At 40.5% G+C, this 23,584-nt stretch carries 23 protein-coding genes, 1 pseudogene and 2 riboswitches; of the genes and pseudogenes, 12 read left to right on the top strand and 12 right to left on the bottom strand.

The window, feature by feature from the left end; genetic code table 11:
• The first annotated feature begins 1 nt into the window (after position 1).
• Positions 2–721 carry an HAD-IA family hydrolase gene (locus tag B0186_RS09445; RefSeq protein WP_078219137.1) on the top strand — a complete coding sequence of 240 codons (720 nt, stop codon included), beginning with the start codon at positions 2–4 and terminating at the stop codon, positions 719–721.
• On the opposite strand, the gene folB is transcribed toward B0186_RS09445, so the two are convergent.
• Positions 718–1,080, bottom strand: a complete 363-nt coding sequence (folB, locus tag B0186_RS09440; RefSeq protein WP_078219136.1) for a dihydroneopterin aldolase — start codon at positions 1,078–1,080, stop codon at positions 718–720. The two genes, B0186_RS09445 and folB, sit on opposite strands and share 4 nt — an antisense overlap.
• Positions 1,081–1,178: 98 nt before the next feature.
• Here folB and plsY point away from each other — a divergent pair, with 98 nt between their 5' ends.
• Positions 1,179–1,775, top strand: a complete 597-nt coding sequence (plsY, locus tag B0186_RS09435; RefSeq protein ID WP_078219135.1) for a glycerol-3-phosphate 1-O-acyltransferase PlsY — start codon at positions 1,179–1,181, stop codon at positions 1,773–1,775.
• A gap of 14 nt (positions 1,776–1,789) precedes the next feature.
• On the opposite strand, the gene B0186_RS09430 is transcribed toward plsY, so the two are convergent.
• The gene (locus B0186_RS09430) at positions 1,790–2,500 is read right to left on the bottom strand and encodes a tRNA1(Val) (adenine(37)-N6)-methyltransferase (RefSeq protein WP_078219157.1); all 711 of its coding nucleotides are present in this window, start codon (positions 2,498–2,500) and stop codon (positions 1,790–1,792) included.
• Between the two features lie 108 nt (positions 2,501–2,608).
• Between B0186_RS09430 and srmB the strand changes: the two genes are divergently transcribed.
• Positions 2,609–3,931: an ATP-dependent RNA helicase SrmB gene (srmB, locus tag B0186_RS09425; RefSeq protein WP_078219134.1), complete on the top strand. Its 1,323-nt coding sequence runs from the start codon at positions 2,609–2,611 to the stop codon at positions 3,929–3,931.
• A 67-nt stretch (positions 3,932–3,998) separates the two neighbouring features.
• Here the strand turns inward: srmB and rsmE are convergent, their stop codons facing one another.
• A complete protein-coding gene (gene rsmE / locus B0186_RS09420; protein WP_078219133.1) occupies positions 3,999–4,733 on the bottom strand; it encodes a 16S rRNA (uracil(1498)-N(3))-methyltransferase in 735 nt (244 codons plus the stop codon).
• 207 nt (positions 4,734–4,940) lie between these two features.
• Between rsmE and B0186_RS09415 the strand changes: the two genes are divergently transcribed.
• A complete protein-coding gene (locus tag B0186_RS09415) occupies positions 4,941–5,288 on the top strand; it encodes a type II toxin-antitoxin system RelE/ParE family toxin (protein ID WP_078219132.1) in 348 nt (115 codons plus the stop codon).
• Between the two features lie 19 nt (positions 5,289–5,307).
• The gene (locus B0186_RS09410; protein ID WP_115073622.1) at positions 5,308–5,604 is read left to right on the top strand and encodes an addiction module antidote protein; all 297 of its coding nucleotides are present in this window, start codon (positions 5,308–5,310) and stop codon (positions 5,602–5,604) included.
• A gap of 87 nt (positions 5,605–5,691) precedes the next feature.
• Here B0186_RS09410 and B0186_RS09405 read toward each other — a convergent pair whose 3' ends face one another.
• The 9 genes from B0186_RS09405 to B0186_RS09365 all read right to left on the bottom strand — a co-directional run bounded on the left by B0186_RS09405 (position 5,692) and on the right by B0186_RS09365 (position 13,692).
• Entirely contained in the window at positions 5,692–6,996 is a 1,305-nt protein-coding gene (locus B0186_RS09405) for an MFS transporter (RefSeq protein WP_078219130.1), read from the bottom strand.
• Complete coding sequence (gene thiE / locus B0186_RS09400; protein ID WP_078219129.1) at positions 6,993–7,658, bottom strand: thiamine phosphate synthase; 666 nt, start codon at positions 7,656–7,658, stop codon at positions 6,993–6,995. The genes B0186_RS09405 and thiE overlap by 4 nt, the downstream gene beginning before the upstream one ends.
• Entirely contained in the window at positions 7,658–8,470 is an 813-nt protein-coding gene (gene thiD / locus B0186_RS09395) for a bifunctional hydroxymethylpyrimidine kinase/phosphomethylpyrimidine kinase (RefSeq protein ID WP_078219128.1), read from the bottom strand. Before thiD ends, thiE begins: the two co-directional genes overlap by 1 nt.
• Positions 8,463–9,263, bottom strand: coding sequence for a hydroxyethylthiazole kinase (gene thiM, locus B0186_RS09390; protein ID WP_078219127.1), 801 nt, complete (start codon positions 9,261–9,263; stop codon positions 8,463–8,465). The genes thiD and thiM overlap by 8 nt, the downstream gene beginning before the upstream one ends.
• Before the next feature lie 9 nt (positions 9,264–9,272).
• Positions 9,273–10,214, bottom strand: a complete 942-nt coding sequence (locus B0186_RS09385; protein WP_078219126.1) for an ABC transporter substrate-binding protein — start codon at positions 10,212–10,214, stop codon at positions 9,273–9,275.
• 24 nt (positions 10,215–10,238) lie between these two features.
• Positions 10,239–10,892, bottom strand: a complete 654-nt coding sequence (gene tenA, locus B0186_RS09380) for a thiaminase II (protein ID WP_078219125.1) — start codon at positions 10,890–10,892, stop codon at positions 10,239–10,241.
• A 135-nt stretch (positions 10,893–11,027) separates the two neighbouring features.
• Positions 11,028–11,120: riboswitch (TPP riboswitch) on the bottom strand.
• A 374-nt stretch (positions 11,121–11,494) separates the two neighbouring features.
• Entirely contained in the window at positions 11,495–12,136 is a 642-nt protein-coding gene (locus B0186_RS09375; RefSeq protein ID WP_078219124.1) for a leucine-rich repeat domain-containing protein, read from the bottom strand.
• An 81-nt stretch (positions 12,137–12,217) separates the two neighbouring features.
• Entirely contained in the window at positions 12,218–12,970 is a 753-nt protein-coding gene (locus tag B0186_RS09370; RefSeq protein ID WP_078219123.1) for an ABC transporter permease, read from the bottom strand.
• A complete protein-coding gene (locus B0186_RS09365; RefSeq protein ID WP_078219122.1) occupies positions 12,967–13,692 on the bottom strand; it encodes an ABC transporter ATP-binding protein in 726 nt (241 codons plus the stop codon). Before B0186_RS09365 ends, B0186_RS09370 begins: the two co-directional genes overlap by 4 nt.
• 68 nt (positions 13,693–13,760) lie before the next feature.
• A riboswitch (TPP riboswitch) is annotated at positions 13,761–13,853 on the bottom strand.
• 129 nt (positions 13,854–13,982) lie between these two features.
• Between B0186_RS09365 and recO the strand changes: the two genes are divergently transcribed.
• The 7 genes and pseudogenes from recO to B0186_RS09330 form a co-directional block, all read left to right on the top strand.
• Positions 13,983–14,696 (top strand): DNA repair protein RecO, encoded by a 714-nt coding sequence (recO, locus tag B0186_RS09360; RefSeq protein ID WP_078219121.1) that lies wholly within the window; start codon positions 13,983–13,985, stop codon positions 14,694–14,696.
• 20 nt (positions 14,697–14,716) lie between these two features.
• Positions 14,717–16,036 (top strand): 23S rRNA (uracil(1939)-C(5))-methyltransferase RlmD, encoded by a 1,320-nt coding sequence (gene rlmD, locus B0186_RS09355; RefSeq protein WP_078219120.1) that lies wholly within the window; start codon positions 14,717–14,719, stop codon positions 16,034–16,036.
• A gap of 11 nt (positions 16,037–16,047) precedes the next feature.
• Positions 16,048–18,282: a GTP diphosphokinase gene (gene relA, locus B0186_RS09350; RefSeq protein ID WP_078219119.1), complete on the top strand. Its 2,235-nt coding sequence runs from the start codon at positions 16,048–16,050 to the stop codon at positions 18,280–18,282.
• An 8-nt stretch (positions 18,283–18,290) separates the two neighbouring features.
• Positions 18,291–18,647, top strand: a complete 357-nt coding sequence (locus B0186_RS09345; RefSeq protein WP_078219118.1) for a diacylglycerol kinase — start codon at positions 18,291–18,293, stop codon at positions 18,645–18,647.
• 379 nt (positions 18,648–19,026) lie between these two features.
• Complete coding sequence (locus B0186_RS09340) at positions 19,027–19,260, top strand: ESPR domain-containing protein (RefSeq protein WP_078219117.1); 234 nt, start codon at positions 19,027–19,029, stop codon at positions 19,258–19,260.
• On the top strand, positions 19,217–20,764 hold the full coding sequence (locus tag B0186_RS09335; protein ID WP_143411954.1) for a hypothetical protein: 1,548 nt from the start codon (positions 19,217–19,219) through the stop codon (positions 20,762–20,764). Before B0186_RS09340 ends, B0186_RS09335 begins: the two co-directional genes overlap by 44 nt.
• Positions 20,709–23,584: pseudogene (locus tag B0186_RS09330) on the top strand (hypothetical protein); the annotation flags it as partial. The gene B0186_RS09335 and the pseudogene B0186_RS09330, both read left to right, overlap by 56 nt.

Below are 23,584 nucleotides of genomic sequence, written 5' to 3'. Positions count from 1 at the left end.
GATGAAATATTACCGCTCTTTACAACCTTTCAAACTCATTAGTTTTGATTTAGACGATACGCTTTATGATAATTCAGAGGTGATCCGTTTAGCTGAGTTGAATTTTGTCGCCAGTTTGCAACAAGAAAGCCAAATTCCACAACTGGATTTGAGTTATTGGCAAGTTTGGAAGAAACGAGTGGAACAACAAGATCCGCTTTTATGTGAAGATGTGGTGGCTTGGCGTTTAGCTACTATTCGTCAATTGTTAACTTTTCATGGCAAAAGTGCGGTGGAAATTGAACAAATTTCAGCTCAAAGCATGGCTGTTTTTGTGCAATGGCGCCATAAGGTTGCTGTACCACAACAAAGTTTTACTGTGCTAGCAAAATTAAAACCGCACTTTATATTGACAGTAATTACCAATGGGAATGTTGAACCTGAGCGCATTGGTTTTGACCATTTTGACTGGGTGTTGCGTGGCGGTGAACATGGACGAGCCAAGCCACATGGCGATTTATTTTGGCAAACTGCGCAACGATTTAATTTAAAACCAGAGGAAATTTTGCATGTGGGAGATAATTTAGTCACTGATGTACAAGGTGCAATTCAGGCTGGCTGTCAGGCGGTTTGGCTTAATTTATCAGGAAAATCCCTCAACGATTTCCCTGAAGCTAAATTGTTGCCAACCTCAGAAATGACTAATTTGGAACAGTTGTTGGAGTTGGCAGTTAAAAGTTAATTTGGCAATTTTCCTTGCTCAATAATAATGCCTACATTATTGGCTTCTGCCACAGCTTTAGGCTTGCTTAATTTTAGTTTGAGCCAAGAAATATTGAATTTTTCTCTTAATTGTTGTGCCACTTCATAAGCTACTCGCTCAATTAATAAGAAAGGACGGGATTGTACATAATCCAAAATAAATTCACTCACTTCCGCATAATTTAAGCAATAATTCACATCATCTGTGAGCGCTGCTTGGCGACAATCCCACGCCATTTCAATATCAAAAATCAATTTTTGTTTAATTTGTTGCTCCCAATCGTAAACACCAATTTGGGCAAGTGCGGTTAATCCTTCAATAAATATTTTATCTGTCATTGTAGCTCCGATGAGTAAAATTCTATTAGGCTTATGCTATCAAGTTTATGTACAATAGACGAACAAAAATTTTCTTTTCTAGCAACTTGGAGCTGATGATGAGTTTGTTTGCAATTATTTATATGCTATTAGCTTATTTATTAGGCTCGATTTCTAGTGCTATTTTAATTTGTCGTCTTGCGGGACTTGGTGATCCTCGTGAACAAGGCTCACACAATCCAGGTGCAACAAATGTCTTGCGAATTGGTGGTCGTTGGCTGGCTTTAGCGGTTTTACTCTTCGATATTCTAAAAGGCATGTTACCCGTTTGGGCTGGATATTATCTCGGTTTAACTCATTTTGAATTAGGCATGGTAGCGCTAGGTGCTTGTTTGGGACATATTTTCCCGGTTTTCTTTAAGTTTAAAGGTGGCAAAGGCGTTGCCACTGCATTCGGTGCTATTGCGCCAATTGCTTGGGGCGTTGTGGGATCAATGCTTGGCACTTGGTTTTTCGTTTTTATTATTAGCGGTTATTCATCTTTAAGTGCGGTGGTCACTGCGCTAACTGTGCCTTTTTATGTGTGGTGGTTTAAACCAGAATTTACTTTCCCCGTTGCTTTAGTTTGCTGTTTGCTGGTTTATCGCCACCATGAAAATATCCAACGTTTATGGCGTGGGCAAGAAGATAAAATTTGGTCTAAATTTAAAAAATAACAGCGAATTTCTACTTAAAATTTCAAATAAAAATCTTGGGTCAATGCTTTAAATTCTGCGCTATATTGATTGTTCTTATCATAAATCAGCAACTGACTTTTCGCACAAGGCTGTGCGTTTCGGCTAAAGCTCAACAATAAACGCTGTGGCGTTTTACCTTCTTTGGTAATCACTTCACATTCTCTCATGCAAAAAAGTGCGGTTTGTTTTTGCAGACTTTTTCCAGCCTCAAAGGGTAATACGAAATGAATTTCGCCCTGTGGGCTTAAGAGTTTTTCAGCTGCATGGAGCCAATCTAAATGACTCTGAGCTAGGGTATAGCGTGCTAAATTACGTTGTTCATTGGCACAATCTATCCCTTGCGCAAAATAAGGAGGATTAGCGGTAATCACATCAAATTTATGCCTGCAATCTTGTGCAAAAGCCATAATGTCTTGCTGGAAAACTTGGATCTTCTTTGCCCAAGGACTTTGCTTGCAATTTTCTTGCGCTTGTAAATAGGCTTGCGGATCCAGTTCAACTGCGCTAATACGACAATGTTCGGCAGTTCTTTGCGCTAGCATCAAGGCGATTAAGCCCGTTCCTGTGCCTAAATCTAATAAGCGGTTAGCTTGTGCTATGTTGGCCCATGCCCCCAGTAAAATCCCATCAGTACCCACTTTCATCGCACATTGATCCTGATTAATATGAAATTGTTTAAAGGTAAAGCCTTGCTTTTTTGTGATGAATTGCTTTGTCATAAATATCCTGAAAATTGACCGCACTTTAAGGGCAAAGTGCGGTATAATTTGCCACAATTTTTTTTGAATACCAATTCTTTAATATAGATAAATATGACTTCAGCGCAATTTGAAGATTTCGATCTTTCCCCTCAATTATTAAAAGCCATTGCAAAAAAAGGCTATTCTCGACCAACTGCTATTCAACTTGATGCTATTCCAGCCATTATGGAGGCGAGAGATGTATTAGGTTCAGCACCAACGGGCACAGGAAAAACGGCCGCTTTTTTATTGCCAGCTATTCAGCATTTATTGGATTATCCCCGTCGTAAACCGGGTGCGCCACGTATTTTAGTGCTTACGCCAACTCGTGAGTTAGCGATGCAAGTAGCGGAACAAGCGGAAGAATTAGCCCAATTTACCAATTTAAGTATTGCCACTATTACCGGCGGCGTTGCTTATCAAAATCATGGCGAAGTTTTTAATAAAAACCAAGATATTGTGGTGGCAACACCGGGACGTTTATTGCAATACATAAAAGAAGAGAACTTTGATTGTCGAGCGGTAGAAATGCTGATTTTTGATGAAGCAGATCGCATGTTACAAATGGGATTCGGGCAGGATGCGGAAAAAATTGCGGCGGAAACACGCTGGCGTAAGCAGACTTTATTATTTTCCGCAACCCTTGAAGGCGAGTTATTAATAGATTTTGCCTCTCGTTTGTTGACCAATCCTGTGCAAGTTGATGCAGAACCAAGTCGCCGTGAGCGGAAAAAAATTAATCAATGGTATTACCATGCAGATAGCAATGAGCACAAGATTAAATTGCTTGCGCGTTTTATTGAAACTGAGCAAGTCAGTCGCGGTATTGTCTTTGTGCGTCGCCGTGAAGATGTGCGTGAACTATCAGAAACTTTACGCAAACGTGGTATTCGTAGCACTTATTTAGAAGGGGAGATGGCACAAACACAACGTAATAATGCTATTGATAAATTGAAAAATGGCGTGGTTACAGTGTTAGTTGCCACGGATGTAGCGGCTCGTGGTATTGATATTGATGATGTCAGCCATGTGATGAATTTTGATTTGCCGTATAGTGCGGATACTTATTTACACCGTATTGGGCGCACGGCAAGAGCGGGCAAAAAAGGCACCGCAGTTTCTTTTGTTGAAGCCCATGATTATAAATTATTGGGCAAAATCAAACGTTATACCGAAGAATTGCTCAAACCTCGTATCATTGAAGGTTTAGAACCAAGAACTAATCCGCCAAAAGATGGCGAGATAAAAACGGTGAGTAAAAAACAAAAGGCACGTGCTAAAACTAAATTGGAAGAAAAGAAAAAAGCAGCGCAAAAGAAAAAACAAAAACTTCGCCATAAAGACAGCAAAAATATTGGTAAACGTCGTAAGCCAAGTGGAAGCGTTGCTGAATAAAGTGTTTTGAAAAATGAGTTGAAATAAAAATGGTGCAGTTCAGATTAACTTGCACCATTTTTCTATCTTAAGCTAAATCGCCAAAGCAAACTTGTAGCGCTGTAATAGCACTAAGTGCGGCTGTTTCTGTGCGTAAAACACGTTTGCCAAGTAACACTTCAGTAAATCCTTGGGTTTCTGTTTGTGCAATTTCTTGAGCAGAAAGCCCACCTTCCGAGCCGATTAATAAGCGCACGCCTTGAGCAGGAATTTCAGGTAAAGTGCGGATACTATATTGAGCTCTTGGGTGCAAATTAAGTTTTAAAGTACCGTCTTGTTCGGCGCACCAATCTTGTAACTTCATTAATGGACGAATTTCAGGAACCACATTACGCCCACATTGCTCACAAGCGGCAATTGCAATTTTTTGCCATTGCTGGATTTTTTTCTCCATACGTTCCGCATCAAGTTTTACGCCGCAACGCTCAGACCATAATGGAGTAATCACATTGACACCTAATTCCACAGATTTTTGGATCGTAAATTCCATACGTTCGCCACGAGAAATCACTTGTCCTAAATGAATAAATAACGGGCTTTCCCGATCATCAAGTTGACGAGAAAGAATTTCCACTTCAACCGCTTTTTTACTAGCTTGAGTAATAATTGCTGGGTAAATATGGTTACTTCCATCAAATAGCTCAATGTGCTCGCCTACCTGCATACGCAAAACACGACCGACATGATTTGCAGCATCATCGCTGAGTTGACAATTTTGTTGATTTTCTAAAGAAGTGGGGTGGTAAATTCGAGGAATACGCATTTGATTTAATCGGTTAGTTAATTTGGGCGTTATGATAGCAGAAATTAAAAGTGCGGTGAATTTTACCGCACTTTCATCTCTCCTAATACGACATAAATCAAATTAAGGATTGTATTAAAAATACGTTGTTTAGAATAAGTCATCGCGTGCTTGTCTTGCTGTATCTGTTCGGATACAATCAAAGGGCGTGATGTTAATGGGGGCAAGATGGCTGGACAGACTACTAATGAAATCATCATTACAGATAATTTTGCTCAATGGTTGGAGAGCCTGAAAAATCCAATAGCAAAAGCTGCCGTGGCTAGACGGATTAAAAATGCAACAAAAGGCAATTTTGGAGATCATAAATTGCTAACAGGTACAGGTGGTATTTACGAGATGCGGGTAGATACAGGGAAAGGTTATCGTATCTACTACGCACAACAAGGCGAGATTATCTACATTCTTCTACACGGCGGGGATAAATCCAAACAACAAGCGGATATTGATAAAGCTACCGCATTATGGATAGAGTTAAAACAAATTGGGGATAAAAATGGAAAACGTAAAAATTGACATAGACATTAACGAAGAAATGGCAGAAAAGCACGGCTTACGCTCTTTTGATGTGGCAGAATTTCTTACTGATGAAGAAACTATTCAAGCTTATTTAACAGAAGTATTGCGAGAAGGTGATCAAGATGAATTTTTAGAAGCCTTGAATGATGTAGCGAGAGCAAGGGGGATTGCAGAATTAGCCAAACAAACAGGATTAGGACGAGAAAGTCTATATAAAACGCTTTCCAAAGGTAGCAAACCACGTTTTGAGACTATTCAAAAAATCTTAGGGGCGTTTAACTTAGTGTTAGTCCCACAACCAAAGAACATTTAACTACAATCAACACAACCTGTTCATAAAAAAGCCAGTTAAATTTTTAACTGGCTTATAAATTTCACTGCACTTTTATGCTGACAAAAACTAAATCTCCGCCAACTCCAACTGCTTGGTTTCTTGCAAACGCCATAAGGCTAAACAAGAAATAACGGAGATGGCGGCGAGATAAATACCAATGCCAATTAAGCCGAAATTGGCATTGATTTTTACAGAAAAGACCGTAAACACGCTGCCGCCAACGATGCCCGCCACTGTATAAGATAATGCTGCACCTGAATAACGTACTTCCGTTGGGAAGAGTTCGGGTAACAGGATTGCCATTGGCCCAAAAGTTAAGCCTTGAATAATAAAACCAATGGTTAAGAACCAGAATAGGCTGGTTGCGGTGCCGTTTTCTAAGAAGAAAGGTAAGCAAAGCCCGAAAATCGCCATAGCAATGGTTGACCATAACAGCAGATTACGGCGTCCGATTTTGTGTGCATAAATACCCGACAAAGCGATAGCGATAGCGAAAATCACAGAGGTAATCAGCAATAAACGGGTAAAGGTGCTGGCTGGAATACCTAAGCCAAGAGCGTGACCTGCTTCGGAAATAGTTGGGGCATTTTTAGCATAAAGTTGGGCGAAGGCTACCAAAATGTAGAACAACACATAACCCGATGCGGCAATGAGCATACCCACCGTAAACGGCTTGAGATGATGGGTAAAAATCTTTTTGAAAGGGACGGCAACGGTTTTTCCCTGTTTTTCTGCCTGTTGGAAAACTTGGCTTTCGTTGAGTTTGGCACGCAGATATAAACCGATAATCACCAATACAACGGAAGATAAAAACGGAATACGCCATGCCCATTCAACCAAGGCTTTTTGCCCCCAAATCGCCCCCACTAAGAAGAAAGCACCATTTGCTAAAAGTAAGCCGATAGGTGCACCTAATTGTGGGAAAATGCCATACCAAGCTCGTTTTTCTTTTGGTGAATTTTCCACTGCAACCAATGCTGCACCAGCCCATTCGCCACCAAGTCCAATCCCTTGCCCCACTCGACATAAACAAAGGAACAAAGTTGCCCAAATGCCAATGTCGCTGTAAGTCGGTAGTAAGCCAATAGCAATGGTGGAAATGCCCATTAAGAGTAGAGAAGCTACTAAGGTTTTCTTACGTCCAATTTTATCGCCAAAATGCCCGAATAAAATTGCCCCTACTGGACGAGCAAAGAAGGTTAAGGCAAGAGTGGAAAGGGCGTAGAGATCATTTGCAAGCGGGTCGCTACTGTTAAAAAATTGCAAATTGAACACTAACACCGCTGCCATGGCGTAGATGTAGTTATCAAAATATTCAATCGCTGTGCCTACCATGGTAGCGACTGCGGTACGTGCTGGGTTATTTTTCATTGCAGTAATTCCTTCACTGTTTGTTCAATATGTTTAGCTTGAGCAATGGCAGAAATCACTGCCACGCCATTCGCCCCTTTTTCCCTTAACATCGCCACATCTTTGGCTTTGATACCGCCAATCGCTACAATGGGTTTATCTATTTGATTTGCCCGAATTTGCGTAATAAATTCAGGGGAAACCACAGGTTTGGGATCTTCTTTCGATTGGGTTGGGAAGATCGGACCAACGCCAAAATAATCCACGTTTGGATCTTGTTGTGCTTTCAGCCCTTGCTCAAGGGTATTCACCGACGTTCCTACAAAACATTTTCCGCCACAAAGTTGTTTTACTTGATGAGGGGGCATATCCGTTTGCCCCACGTGAATACCGTCCGCTTCAATCTCAATGGCTAAAGCAACGTTATCATCAACTACAAAAGGGACGTTGTATTGGCGGCATAAGTCACGACAAGCGATGGCAAGCGCCTTATAAGCAGCGGGATCTTGCAACGCCTTTTTGCCTTTCTCACGAAATTGATAGCAAGTAATGCCCGATTTTAAGGCTTGTTCTAAGACAGAAAGTAAATTGTTAGCGGGATCGCCTGCAAGATGTGCCACATCTTGGCTTCCTGCAATAAAATACAAACGCATCGCAGCGGCAATATCAAATTTTTGTTGCATTATTTTCCCCTTTGCGAATACGCCCAATGGTTTGTTGGTCCATGACCATGCCCGATATTGAGCGGGTGGCTAATGGCGGCACTGATAAAATCTTTCGCCGTTTTAACCGCACTTTGCACACTTTCGCCTTTGGCTAACTCTGCTGCAATGCAAGCGGAAAAAGTACAACCTGTGCCATGGGTATGAGGTGTGTCAAAACGTGGCGTGTCAAATTCCAACAATTCATTTTGGGTGAATAACCAATCTCGACACACATCACTTTGTGAATTTTGGCTATGTCCACCTTTAATCACCGCATTTTTTACGCCCATTGCCAATAATTTTTCAGCAGCAAGGCGAGCGGTATGATCATCAACAATCTGAACACCTGTTAATGCTTCTGCTTCAGGTAAGTTCGGCGTAATCACTTCCGTTTTTGGCAATAATAAGGAACGTAAGGCATCAACAGCGTTAGGTTCTAGCAATGCAGCTCCACCTTTGGCGTACATCACTGGATCGAGCACGATTTTGCCGAAATCATATTTTTCCAATTCTTCCGCCACGCATTGAATAATATCTGCATTGCCAAGCATGCCAATTTTCAAGGCTGACACTTGATAATCTTTCGCAATCGCTTTGAGCTGTGAGCGAATAGTCGCCAAAGGAACAGGGTGAATATCATAAACGCCCAAGCTATTTTGGGCGGTAACGGCGGTGATTGCCGTCATACCAAACACATTTTGCATTTGGAAGGTTTTTAAATCTGCTTGAATACCCGCACCACCGCTGTTATCCGAGCCTGCAATAGTTAACGCAATCGCTATCTTACTCATAAGAAATCCTCGCATATTGATTGATTTGTTCTGCGGTGAGACTGGCAAGCTGATCCAATAAACCAACCGTAAATTGCCCTAATTGCGTTGGGCTTAAAGATTGTGCCGCGAGTTCACCCGCAATGGCATAAGCTGAACAACCTTCCACTAAAGCATCGAAATGCTCCTTAGGCTCAGCCACCGCTAAAAACGCCCCACAAACAGCACTGAGTAAGCAACCTGAAGCGGTAATTTTTGGGAACATCGGTGTGCCATTGTTAAGTTTAGCAAGACGAGTGCCGTCAGAAATGTAGTCTGTTTCGCCACTGATCACCGCAATACATTGATATTTTCGTGCAACCAAATGTGCAATTTCAGCAAGATCGGCATTTCCTTTACCTGCATCAACGCCTTTGGCAGACCATTGCACGCCAGCAATATAGGCTAATTCGCCCGCATTGCCTCGAATGGCACTAAATTGCACTTGCTCAAGTAAGAGAGCGGTCGTTTTTTGGCGAAAAGTGGTAGCGGCAACGCCAACAGGGTCAAGCACCACAGGAATCCCCACTTGGTTGGCAGTTTTGCCTGCTAATACCATTGCTTCAACATCTTTGCCGATTAACGTGCCGATATTGATCACAAGGGCTTGGCTTAATTTCGGCATCTCTTCCATTTCTTCAATGCACGCAGACATCATTGGCGATGCACCAATGGCTAATAAACCATTGGCGGAAAAATTCGCCGCAACAATGTTGGTAATGTTGTGAATTAAAGGGTTACGCTGGCGTAATTTAGCTAAAAATTGAGAGTTCATAGGATTTCCTTATTTGATTTCCACTGCATAGTCTGAGAGTGGTAGCACTTTATCGGTAAGTTGGTGCTGTTTTAAAAATGCCGCCATTTTTTCATAACGCACGCTATCTAAGGCACGAGGGCGAAGGGCAAGTCGTGGCAAGGTGTCTTTCCAAGCGAGGCGGTTTAATTCCGTATCAAGCTCTTTCGGTTTGTAGCTCAAATAATCTTGCCAAGCTTGTTCTGGGTGGTTGAGCGTGTAAGTGGTAGCTTGCTCAAGAGCGGTCAGAAATTTATCAATTTTTGCTTTTGGCATATTGTCTTTATGTGCCACTAAAATCAATTCATCATAAAGGGGAACGCCATGTTCTTCAGGGTAGAAGGCTTTACTTGGCTGTTTTTCTAATTTCAGTTGGTTCAATTCAAAGTTGCGGAAGCCGCCGATAATTGCATCCACTTTTCCACTAATCAGTGATGGCGATAACGACCAATTCACATTGATTTTTTCTACATCTTTTGCAGATAAACCAGCGTGCCTTAACATTGTATTCAGTAACGCATCTTCAAAGCCACTCACCGAATAACCGACTTTTTTGCCTTTTAAATCTGCCAAGCTATTGATTTTGCCATTATCTAACACCGTAATTGAATTAAGTGGCGTAGAAACGAGCGTGCCCACTCGCACAAGGGGTAAGCCATTTGCAACAGCAAGTTGTAGTTGCGGTTGATAATCCACTGCTAAATCTGCTTTTCCTGCTGCCACTAATTTAGGTGGCATGGAAGGATCGGCTGGCTCAATAATTTCCACCTCTAAATCTTGTTGAGCAAAAAAGCCTTTTTGTTGTGCCACAATGAGTGGGGCATGGTCTGGGTTTACAAACCAATCCAGTAATAAGGTGACTTTTTCTTTACTAAGGGCATGAGTGCTGAATAAGAGTAAGCCTGTGCTTAAAAGTGCGGTCATTTTTTTCATGAATTTTTCCTTTTTAGATGAGAGTTAACTGAGATCCAAACCCATTTGCCAAAAGGCGACTTCCATACGGGTTGCCGTTGTGAAAATCTGTTGCAATTTTTGGCGTTGAGCTGAGGAAATGTCCTGACACAATAAATCAAGGTTATCTGCAAGGGCTTGGCTCGCTTGCTGAAATTCCTCAGATGCGTAAGTGTCAATCCAAATTTGATAAGGGTTATTAGCAGGGCTTAACCCTCGTTGAGCCAAGGTTCGCCCAATTTCCGCGTAACCAATGGCACAAGGCATAATGGCGGCATAAAGTTCTGCTAATCCGCCCGTCATACCGCAATCCAACACATAACGAGTGTAGGCAACACAAGCAGCGGATTCTGGCGTATTGAGCAACTGTTTTTCATCAATGCCCCATTCTTTGCAAAAACCAATATGCAGCTGAATTTCGTGCAACAACGCCGCAACGGATTGATGGGCTATTTCCATTTGTTTGAAGCTATCCGCTTTATAAATGGCTAGGGCAAAAGCGCGGTTGTATTGCAAAAGATAGAGATAATCTTGTTTGAGATAGTGCTGAAAGTTCTGCAAAGGCAAGGTTCCTCGTTCTAACTGTTGCACAAAATCGTGATTAACATAGGCATCCCAATGGGGCTGTGCCTGCTGGATTAGCTGCTGTGTAAAAGACATGATTTCTCCTGTTGGCTTGAGATAAATTTAAGGTAAACAAATCCGATAATTAGCTCAAAGAACTAAATATGATTAAACCAATGCGGTTAAACAAAAGGATTGATGAGGAAAATTTGGATATAAGAAAGGTATTTTGATTGGCATAATTTAGTTTCCTACGTCAGTATTAGCTGTATCAGGTTCACGGGTATCATCTCAGCTGCTTTCACAGCACCCCGACTAAAAATCGAACTAGAGTTTAACGGAATTTAAACAGGATTACAAAGAAAAAATTGACCGCACGCCGAAGACATTTGGCTCAAGTGCGGTGATAATCTCCTTAATTTGCTGTTGGAAGCGATAAATTTGCAACTGACCTCTTTCATTCAATATCTTCATCCTCTTCCAACAACCCATAGTTTTTCTGAATTTCCAAGCGTTTAATAATGTTATCCATAAGGAAAGATTGTTCTTCCTTATGTGTCATATAGAGATATCACAACTATTTAAATTAGGCGAACAATTAGTTAGACACGCCTCTGCAATATAAACCGAATGTTAGTCTGGGCTTAATAGCTGGCTGAGATATTCAGCAATATTGTCAAAAAGAACTGTTGTTTTCATTAATAAAATTTTATTTCGCAATTAGGTAGTTTAGATTGTAACCAGCCAATATCTTGTTGAGTGAGAGGATTACCTTCTAAATTTAGATATTCCAAATTTATTAATTTCGTTAAAGGGTAAATATCTTGAATTTGGTTATGATTAAGCCAAAGCCCTGTTAACTGGGTTAAATTCCCTAAGATAGAAATATTTTGGATTTGGTTATTAGAAAGAGTAAGCTCCGTTAACTCCGTTAAATTCCTTAAGATCGAAATATCTTGGATTTGGTTATTTCCAAGCCCAAGCCCTTTTAACTGCATTAAATTCTTTAAAACTGAAATATCTCGGATTTTGTTATCCGAAAGAGTGAGATCCGTTAACCGCGTTAAATTCCTTAAGACTGAAATATCTTGGATCGGGTTATCAAAAATCGTAAGCTCTGTTAACTGTATTAAATTTCCTAAGGCGGAAATATCTTGGATTTCGTTCATATCAAGCTCAAAACTTTTTAACGTCATCAACTCATCTAAATAAAATCCTGGCTGCTGTTGAAATTCTTCCAGAGTAATTTCTAAGGCATACAAAAAAAGATCTCTCCACTCTTCTGAAAGACAATTCCACCAAGCCATTGACTCTTTCTTTGTGATTAATTTTTTGCTCATTTGGTTATCCTATTTACTAAACAGTATTATTTTGCGATTAAGTCGATGTGTTTGCAAATTTTTCCAAAAATTTCACAAAACCTACCGCACTTGATTAACCCAAGGGATCCATTTTTTCAGTAGTTTGTCGGTACTTAGATAAAGAGTTAAGGCAATTAATAACAACGTGAAAAGTGCCACAAACATTAAATCCACTTGCATTCTTGCATTCGCATGCAACATCAAATACCCCAAGCCTTGTGAAGAACCAACCCATTCCCCAACTACTGCGCCAATCGGGGCAACGGATACCGCAATACGAATACCAGAGCTGAGCGAAGGTAAAGCGGCTGGCAAGCGCACTTTTAACAATAACTGTAATGGCGAAAGCCTGTAAGTTTGTGCCAGTTCCAACCATGCCTGTGGCGTTTGTCTTAACCCATCAAAACAACTTGCTGTTACAGGAAAATAGATAATAAGCACCGTCATCACAATTTTTGATGCCATGCCGTAGCCAAACCACAATACAAATAAAGGCGCAACCGCAAATACTGGAATGGCTTGCGAGATAATAAAGAGCGGTAATAAAAGAGAAGAAAGAAAGCGCGATAAACTCAGTAACAATGCGGAAAATATGCCAAGTAAAATCCCAATAGTTAAGCCTAAGCCTATTTCTAGCAAAGTAATTTGCGCATGATCCCAAATAAGATCGTAATGGCTGAGAAAAGTTGTTGCCACGGCTTTTGGACTAGGAAAAATATAGGCTGGTAGATCCGCAAAAGAAACTATGCAATGCCAAAGTAAAATTAATAATGCAGTAATCACAAAAGATTTTGCGGCAAATAAAAATTTCATCTTAATCCGCCCTCACTTAAAACTTCAATTAATTGTTGCTGTAATTGGCTAAATTCTGTTTCGGTCAAAGCTCTAGGCGGAACGCCTTGAATTTGCGTTATTTCAGTCAAACAAGCAGGCTGCTTGGCAAGGATTGCAATATGATGACTTAAACGAATTGCCTCTTGCGGATCATGTGTAATTAATAAAACCGTTTTATTTACCAATAACTGATAGGCAAGATCTTGCAGTTGATAGCGACTAACGGCATCTAAGGCTGAAAAGGGCTCATCCATTAAAATTAAATTCGCATCTTGCATAAGCGTTCGTGCTAAAGCCACACGTTGTTTTTGCCCACCCGAAAGCTGATAACAAGGCTTGTTTAAGTGCGGGGTCATTTTTACTAATTCTAGCAAGTGTAAGGCTTTATCAAGGTTTTCCGCATTTTTTTGCCCTGTTAAATGGGCATGTAAGCGTACGTTATCTACGATAGACAACCAAGGAAAAAGTGACTCATGTTGCGCTAGCCAAGCGAGTTTTGTATTCGGTGCAAAGTTGATTTTTCCTTGCAAAATCGACTCTTTTTCTAAGCCTGCAATAACACGCAATAAAGTGGATTTACCAATGCCAGAAGCGCCCAATAAACTTGTCCATTTTCCTTGTGGCAAGGTGAAATTGAATTGCTCAAATAAAACTTGCGCATTAAAGGCTAATTTAAGATTTTGAATTTCTACGCTATACATATTTTGTTACCACAGCAAAGAAATTTCAGAGAGAAAAGGAAGATGTGAATAAAATGAAATGTGCATAATTAAGTTTTCTATTAGTTTCCTACGTCAGTATTAGCTGTATCAGGTTCACGGGTATTATCTCAGCTGTTTTCACAGCACCCCGACTAAATGGAGAGCAATTATAACTAATTAAAAGAAATTTTCTAATGGCTTTTTGAGATAAAAATAAATCCCAAATGAAGATTATGCTGAAGAAAAAATCTGTTAAACTATGCGCCGTTTGAAATGGGGTGGGGGATAAAATGATGAGTAATTTAAAACGTGGTTTTGTCTTACATCGGCGAGATTATAGTGAAACGAGTTTGTTGGTGGAGTTATTCACTGAAGAATATGGTCGTTTGACTGTGCTGGCAAAAGGCGCAAGAGCGAAACGTTCACCATGGAAATCTTTGCTACAACCCTTTACACCATTGCTACTTAATTGGTCTGGGCGTGGCGAGTTAAAAACTTTGATCAAAGCTGAGGCGGCATCGTTAAGTTTACCGCTACAAACTACCGCACTTTATAGTGGATTTTATGTAAATGAGCTAATTGCTCGCCTATTAGAGCCCGAAACTGCTTATCCAGATCTCTTTCAAGATTATTTACAATGTTTAACGGAGTTGGCTCGTTCGCCACAAGAACTGGAAAAAAGTTTACGCACTTTCGAGTTTCAATTGTTAGCTGTTTTGGGGTATGCCGTGGATTTCTGCCATTGTGCAGGTTCGGGAAAACCTGTTGATGAAAACATGACTTATCGTTATCGAGAGGAAAAAGGCTTTATTGCTTCTCTAATCAAAGATAATTTAACTTTTTACGGCCGTGAATTATTGGCTTTTGAGCGCAGAGAGTTTGTGGATAAAGCCGTATTACAGGCAGCTAAGCGCTTTAGCCGTATTGCCTTAAAACCTTATTTGGGCAATAAACCTTTAAAAAGTCGCGAATTATTTACCCAGAACGTTTTATATACAAAATAAGTTTCAGTCGATATAAATTTATGGTTTTACTTTATCAGCCCACAAAACAAAAAAAAGCGAGCACAACTTTTCATGCCCATATTCAAGATTTAGATTATCAGGGCTTAGGTGTGGCGAAAATTCAAGGGAAAACGTGGTTTATTGAAAATGCGTTGCCACAAGAAGAAGTGCAAGTTCAGGTGGTTGACGATAAGCGCCAATATGGATTAGGTCGAGCAATAAAAATCTTACAAGCCAACCCTTTGCGACAAGTGCCAAAATGTGAGCATTATCAAACTTGTGGTGGTTGTCAATCTCAGCATATTCCGATTCATTTGCAACGTGAAGCAAAACAAAAAGCCTTATTTCAGCGCTTAGCCAAATTGCAAACTCAAGCTATCGAATTTATGCCGATGATTATTGGCGATGAATGGCATTATCGCCGCAGAGCGCGTTTGAGTTTACGCTGGGATACCAAAAGTAAAAAATTGGATATCGGTTTTCGGCAAAAAAACTCACAACAGATCGTCAGTATTCAGCAATGCGAAGTGCTTGAACCTGTATTAAATGGTTTATTGCCACAATTAACTAAGCTGTTACAGACTTGGTCAAAACCAAAATCCTTGGGGCATATTGAATTAGTCGCTGCTGATAATGGCGTAGCGATGTTATTGCGAGTCACTGAAAACTTGGCAGAAAATGACCGCACTTTGTTACTTAATTTTGCCTTTGAGCACCAATTAATGCTGTTTGTGCAAGATGAATTGGATATTCATCATTTGCATGGGAATTTGCCTTATTACCAATTGGACGATGGTTCGATTTTACATTTTGATATTCGTGATTTTATTCAAGTCAATCGCCAACTTAACCAACGCATGATTAATACAGCACTAGATTGGTTGGAGCTGAAAGAAACGGACAATGTGTTAGATTTATTTTGTGGCATGGGTAATTTTACTTTGCCAATGAGCCGAAAAGTAAAAAGTGCGGTAGGAATTGAAGGCGTTTTGCCGATGGTGGAAAAAGCCCGTTTTAATGGGGAACGAAACCATTGCCATCATGTCCAATTTTACCAGTGCGATTTAAGTCAGCCTTTTGCTGAACAACAATGGGCAAAAATCCCTTTTAATAAAATCTTATTAGATCCAGCTCGCAGCGGTGCCGCATTTGCTTTAAATGCCTTATGTCATTTGGCCGCAGAGAAAATATTGTATGTGTCTTGTAATCCAGCCACGCTGGTGCGTGATGCGGAGATCTTACTCAAGTTTGGCTATCAATTAAAAAAAGTCGCAATGATTGATATGTTTCCACATACCAGTCATTTGGAAAGTATTAGCTTATTTGAACGGAACAAATAGGAAGTAGAATTATGGTTGCAGTGCGTGGTTCACATTTACTTAATCCACAAGATTTTGTGGTTGAGCAATGGAGCAAAAGTTTAGCTTTACCTGAACAGGTAGAACAAAAATTAATACAGGCTTGGCATTATGCACAGCAACAGTATCTTATTGCACAAAGCAAAACCGAGAAGAAACTGGTTTGTTCTCTGCGTGCTGGCGTGGAAATGGTGGAAATTCTGCATAGTTTGAATATGGATGCAGAAAGTTTGATTACCGCCATGCTTTATCCATTGGTAAACCATAAAATTACTTCTCTTGCACAAATAAAAGAAGATTTTGGCAGCAATATCAGCAAGTTGGTCAAAGGCGTAGTGGAAATGGATAACATACGCCAACTGAATGCGAGCCATTCCGCTAATAGTTCACAAGTGGATAATGTGCGCCGTATGTTATTGGCCATGGTGGACGATTTCCGTTGCGTGATCATCAAACTTGCCGAGCGTATTAGCTATTTGCGTGATGCAGATCGTTTGTATTCTGAAGAAGAAAAAGTCCTCGCCGCAAAAGAATGTTCTAATATTTATGCACCGTTGGCGAACCGCTTGGGTATAGGGCAATTGAAGTGGGAATTGGAAGATTATTGTTTCCGCACTTTGCACCCCGATACTTACAAATCTATTGCCAAATTATTACAAGAACGCCGTTTAGATCGGGAGCAATATATTGCTGATTTTGTGCAAGAGTTGCGTGGCTATCTAAATGAGAATTTGGATCAAGTAGAAGTCTATGGACGACCAAAACATATTTATAGTATTTGGCGAAAAATGCAGAAGAAACACTTGGAGTTTAGCGATTTATACGATGTAAGAGCGGTCAGAATTATCGTACAAAAATTACAAGATTGTTATTCTGCTTTAGGAATTGTGCATACACACTTCAAACATTTGCCGAAAGAATTTGATGATTATGTGGCGAACCCAAAACCCAACGGCTATCAATCTATTCATACTGTTGTGCTAGGCAAAGGCGGAAAGCCTGTTGAAGTACAAATTCGCACGCAACAAATGCACGATGATGCAGAATTAGGCGTTGCTGCACATTGGAAATATAAAGAAGGTGTCAGTGGCGGACGTTCTGGCTATGAAGAAAAAATTGCATGGTTGCGTAAATTATTAGCTTGGCAAGATGATATTACGGATTCTGGCGAAGTTATGGCAGAAATGCGTAGCCAAGTCTTTGATGATCGTGTTTATGTCTTTACGCCAAAAGGCGAGGTAGTAGATTTACCCACAGGATCTACGCCATTGGATTTTGCTTATGCTATTCATAGCGAAATTGGTCATCGTTGCATTGGCGCAAAAGCGGCTGGGCGTATTGTGCCTTTTACTTACCAGCTGCAAATGGGCGATCAAATTGAAATTATTACCCAGAAAAACCCAAACCCAAGTCGAGATTGGGTCAATCCAAACTTGGGCTTTACTCATACCGCAAAAGCGCGTGCAAAAATCCAAAACTGGTTTAAAAAACAAGATCGCGATAAAAATATTCCCGCTGGAAAAGAATTGCTTGAGGCTGAGATCGCGCGTTTAGGTATTTCCTTAAAGCAAGTGGAACAACATGGCTTACCTCGTTATAACTTGAGAAACCTAGAGGATCTCTATGCTGGCATTGGTGGCGGCGATATTCGTTTAAACCAACTGATTAACTTTTTGCAAAATAAGCTGATCAAAGTGAGCGCACAGCAAGCCGATGAGGAAATTTTACGCCATGTTGCCAACAAAAGTGCCCATAATGCTAACCAACAAAAAACAGAGAAAAAAGGCTATGTGATTGTTGAGGGAGTCGGTAACTTAATGCACCATATTGCCCGTTGTTGCCAGCCTATTCCAGGCGATGACATCATGGGCTACATCACCATGGGACGAGGTATTTCCATTCATCGTAGCGATTGTGAACAGTTTATGGAGTTACAAAGCGCACATCCAGAACGTGTAGTCGATTCTGTTTGGGGCAAAAATTATGCCAGCGGTTTCCGCATTAGTATTCGTATTATTGCCAGCGACCGAAACGGTTTATTGCGTGATATAACCACCGTATTAGCCAACGAAAAAATCAGTGTGTTAGGCGTATCCAGCCGAGCAGATACTAAAAAACAGCTGGCTGCTATTGATATGGAAATTGAATTAAATAACGTACAAATCTTGAGTAAAATCCTCGCAAGATTAGCCAAGTTAGATGATGTGATTGAGGCAAAACGCCTTTAGGAAAAGAAATGAAAAAAACAACTGGATTAGAACATTTAATTAAATCAACGGGTTATTCCCTCAAAGGTCTGAAAAGTGCGGTGTCAAATGAAGCCGCTTTTCGCCATGAATTATTTGCTTGCTGTATTTTACTCCCCTTAGCCTTTTGGCTTGCTAAGGATAAAATTGAGCTCGTGTTGATGATTGGTTCAGTATTATTGGTATTGGTAGCTGAATTGCTGAATAGTGCGGTTGAAGCAGTCGTCGATCGTATTGGTACAGAACACCATGAATTATCTGGATGCGCTAAAGATCAAGGATCCGCAGCAGTTTTTGTGGCTATGATAATTGTTGTAATCACTTGGGGAATAATTTTATTTGCTTAAAGTCATTTCTAATATGAGATAAATCATAAAGGGCTAGAATAAACTAGCCCTAAACGCTTGCCTTCATACCTGTTTCCAAATGCTATGCCGTTGGCATAACGCCTTAATTAAGTTAAATTAAATCCCCAAATTACTCTACTGCTAAAAGTGCGGTAACTTCTTACAAAAATTTACTTCAGCTCTTTTAAATGTCTTTAATGAGCAATTTACTATTTTCCTTTCTTGCGGATTAAGGTAACTGCTCCAATTGATCATGCAAAATAAGATCCACTTTTATAACATTTCTTTCACTTGTTGAGTTTTTATTCAAAAAGAGGATAATTAGAGTATTTAGAAAAATTTACCTATATTAAGTTATTTGAACATTAAGGACATCGGTATGAATAAGATATTTCGCGTTATTTGGAGTAAAACTGTCAATTCTTTTGTGGTCGTATCTGAGTTAGCCACAGGGCAATGTAAGGCATCAAGTGCGGGTAAAGAACCGGCAGATATTAATAAACAAAATAATTTCTTATCTAAACTTTCAAAATTCTATTTAAATCCTGTTGCGGTGGCTGTGGCTGTTTTTGTGGGGACGATGTCAACAAGCGAATGCTTGGGAATATCTTGAGATCGAACCTAGTTCAGGAGAGGTTTCTTCTGGAAAAACTGGGGCCGCAGGAGGTTTATATTATAAAAACAACTCTGTGCTTTTAGCGAAAACAGATAATAGTGTTGCTGGTAATGCTAATAAACAGGTAAGAGACGCTGTTGTTATAGGAACAAACAGCGCCTATGCAAGTGGTAGTGGTTCAACTGTTGTTGGTAGTGGGGCTTATTCCACTAAGCAGGACTCAACGGTTATAGGTATTAATGCTAGTGCAACTGAGAATTCTGTAGTTGCTGTTGGTAAAGGTGCTAAAGGTGTAGGAGGACAGGCAACGGCTATCGGTAGTACGACTTATGCAAAAGCACAAGCTACTGCTGTGGGGGCGGATGTTTATGCTTCAGGTGCATCTTCCATTGCTCTGGGTAATGATGATATTGCTGCTGGAGCCAGCAATGACTGGGGTAATGTTATTTCTAATGCAGAAGGATATATTGATAGATTGCCAGAAGAGACGATTAAGAAAATTTATAGTGACTATACGGGAGACTTTAATAATGCGGTAACTCCAACTCATGCTCTAGGTGGAGGGATGACTTGGACGGAGTTTTCGAAAAAATATATAAGAAATAGAGATGGCAACCAAGACAAAGACCAACGTATATACTCCCCAACGTTTGCTAAAGGTATTGGTTCCATTGCTATTGGTTCAAGATCTGTCGCTTCTGCTGCGGTTTCTACCACTTTAGGTACCTTATCTTTCGCTTTGGCTAAAAACTCAACGGCAATTGGTTTGCGTACCTATGCAGACTTTAATGCCGAAGGGGCAACGGCAATAGGCCAAGAATCACGTGTTTTTGCTCCAAATACGTTGGCAATTGGTAATAAGAGTGAGGCAACAAATATAGGTTCCCTAGCCTTTGGTGCTAACTCAAGAGCGGTGGGTTCTGGCGCCGTGGCTATCGGGGAAAATGTATTATCAAACGCGAAGTTAAGCAGTAATTCTGAAAACACTTTCTTAGATAGATTAAAACAACAAGCCATTTATACCAAGGATGGTAACTCAGCAACAGTTGATGATGTCACAGTAGGCGATAATAACCCAATCGTACAAGCTGGGTTTAAAGCAAATCAATCCACCCCAAAAGCAGGCTTACAAACGGTTAGTCAAAGAATATCAGCGCTTCTTGCTAGTGATTTCAAATTTGAAGTAGAAAAAGATAGAGACGTCATTATTACCACAACCGAAGAGGTTAAGAAGACCAAAAAAGAAGGCGATCACGCCGTTTCGGTGGGTTATTACGTCCATAACTCGGGGGATAACTCTGTGGGGATTGGTACGGGCTCTGCTATTTTAGGCGATAACTCCGTGGGGATTGGTGCATTAACTTATATTTCCAAAGAAGCCTTTAACTCTATGGCGATTGGTGTAGGAACATCAAAATTCCGTTGCACTTGGTACCGCAACAACGGTGTTAGGCGCTGGCTCCGTAGGTCTTGGTATTGGTGCTTTGGTCGGAAAAGATAACTCCGTTTCTATCGGTTATGGTGTGTATAATAATTCAAGGGCAAGTATCGGTATTGGTAATGCGGTGCACTTAAGTGGAGGGAATAAGTCTTACCAAATTGGTATTGGTAATGACTCAAAAGTTACCGTAGAAAGGGGTATTGCTATCGGTGATGGCGCGCAATCTACAACCTTAGCAAACTCAGTGGCTTTAGGTTATAGATCTGTTGTGGATTACACAGAAACAGAACTTGCCAAACCTAGATATACAGCAAGAGGATCATATTCTATTCCTTCTTCTTCAAAAGTGGGGGTTTTATCTGTTGGTGCTAGAGGTAATGAACGCCGCATAATTAATGTCGCATCAGGTTATAGAGACTCAGATGCCGTAACAGTTTCGCAGTTAAAAACTATTGAAGACCGCTTAGATGGCGCAACAGAAAAAGCTGATAGTAAGGTTAGATTTTTCTCTGTAAAAAGTGGAAAAGAATTGCAAGCAATTGCACAGAAAGAGGTTGATTATAAAAATTATGTTAGATTGAAAGTCCAAAAATTAACCGTTGATGCGAGAAAAGCGGACGGGAAACAAATCAATGAAGCTAACATTAAAGAGATAGTAGACCAATTAAAAGAGTTAGAGAAGAAAACCGAGATTGTAGATAAAGCGACTAATCTTAAAGCATTAGCAGCAGTAAATGACCCAAAATATCAAACAAATAATAAATTTGATATTGCGAAATATATGGAGGCATTGGAAGCTGCTAAAGCTGCAGACACAACGAAAGAAAAATTAGCTAATATTTTAACTGCTGAGGAAAAAGAAAAATTAAAAGCAGGAAACTACTCAAATGAGGGAGCATCAGGGGCTGATGCAATCGCTATTGGACCAAATGCAAAAGCAACCGAGTCTAATGCGATTTCCTTAGGAAATAGTGCGGAGGGGAAAGGTCAAGATTCTGTTGCTGTTGGTAAAGGTGCAAGAACCACAGGTCAAGAATCTTTAGCTGCAAGTGTTAATGCAAGAGCTGGTGGTTCTCAATCAATTGCTATTGGTCATTACGCCTCAACAGGAAAACAAACGGATACAGATACAGATAAATCTTGGGTTGGTAAGGATGAGGCAGGTGCTGCAGGTGAGTTTTCAATTGCCATAGGTTCTCATATTGCGGTAACAGGCAATAAATCTGCGTTTATTGGTAAACGAGATAATGGACACACAACTCCTACGGTAAGCGGAAATCAGTCTTATGGTATGGGATATAACACAAAAATAACCGCAGATAATGCTTTTGCTTTTGCGAATGAATCTGAAGCTAGTGCTCAGTACGCTATTGCTATCGGTAATAGAGTAAAAGCTGAAGGCGAAAAAACGGTTGTTATCGGATATGATGCAGGAACCCATAATAACAATGCTCACAAACCAACAAGTGCGGTCATTATTGGTGATGGTGCGAGAGTTGGGCATGATAGCTCAATTATTGATGGTGGTGTTGCCATCGGTAAGGCGGCTAAAGCCTTGAATACTAATGGACTTGCATTAGGTGCTGATGCTCAAGCAACATTCGCAAACAGCGTGGCTCTAGGAAGCAACTCAAGAAATACTGCAATCCTAACTAATTTTGGTTATAACCCAGCAACAAAAGTAGCTTATACAAGCGAAGCGAATGTGGCAGATGCCATTTGGAAACCAACTCATGGCGAAGTTTCCGTTGGTAATGGCTCTACAGCAACTCGCAGAATTACTGGTGTCGCCGCTGGTTCCGCCGATACAGATGCGGTCAACGTAGCGCAATTGAAAAAAGTGGTAAGCGGTTCTAGTGTGCAGTATTTTTCGGTGAATAATACAAAACCAAGAAATTCGAATATCAATGACAATTTAGTTGATGAAAATATTAACAAAGCTAATGATAAAGCGAAAGAAGGAGCCATTGCGATTGGTGCTGGTGCCGTGTCGGATGTTGATGGCTCCGTGGCAATTGGTTATGGGGCGAAAAACAACCCGACTACTACTAACCGACCTGATAATGAAAAAAGTGCGATTGCAATTGGCTTAGATGCTCAAACAATAGGCTCAGATACTATTGCTATTGGTCAATCAACTAGAGCAAATGGTGGAAATGCTTTTGCCTTAGGTAAAGGTGCAAGAGGAGAAGGTAATGGTGCTTTAGCGTTTGGTTTGATATCCGTTTCTAAAGTAGATAATTCAGTTGCCTTAGGTGCTGCTTCTTATGTTGATAGGGCAGCTGGTGGTCAAGGATATGATCCAAATGCTTTTGCAGTATCTACTTCATCTAATAAGGAGTGGCAATCAGGATATGGTGCTGTTTCTATCGGGAATGTCGAGGGTAAATATTGGGATGCAGCTAGTCAAACATATAAACAAGATAATAACAGGATTAAAACCAGACAATTAATCGGCGTCGCCGCAGGTTCTGCCGATACCGACGCTGTCAACGTTGCTCAGTTGAAAAATGTGACGATGAAAGTCACTGACAATAAGACTGGTAGAGCAGCAAATTCATTTGAAAAACTAAAACTCTCTGCTGGCATGATGAAGTTTGTTGGTAGTGCAGATATTAGTGCAACAGCTGCACCAGCTGGTAGTGATGTTACCGTAACCTTTGCATTACAAAAAGGTGCGGTCACTTCTAACGAAGAAAAAGCGGTAAGTGGTAAAGCTGTTTATACTGCAGTGAGTGATGCAAGAACCACAGTGGCTAAGGATGCTAGCGAAAGTATTCTCAATGTTTCTGGGGGAGAACAAGGCGGTATTACAGCTAAAGCATATACCCTATCTATTAACAAAGATGCATTAAAAACAGATGTACCCAACCATAAAAA

This window comes from Canicola haemoglobinophilus (genome assembly GCF_002015075.1).
Taxonomy (GTDB): Bacteria; Pseudomonadota; Gammaproteobacteria; order Enterobacterales; family Pasteurellaceae; genus Canicola; species Canicola haemoglobinophilus.
The sequence above is the reverse complement of the archived record's forward strand: the minus strand, read 5'-3'. Positions and strand labels throughout refer to the sequence as shown.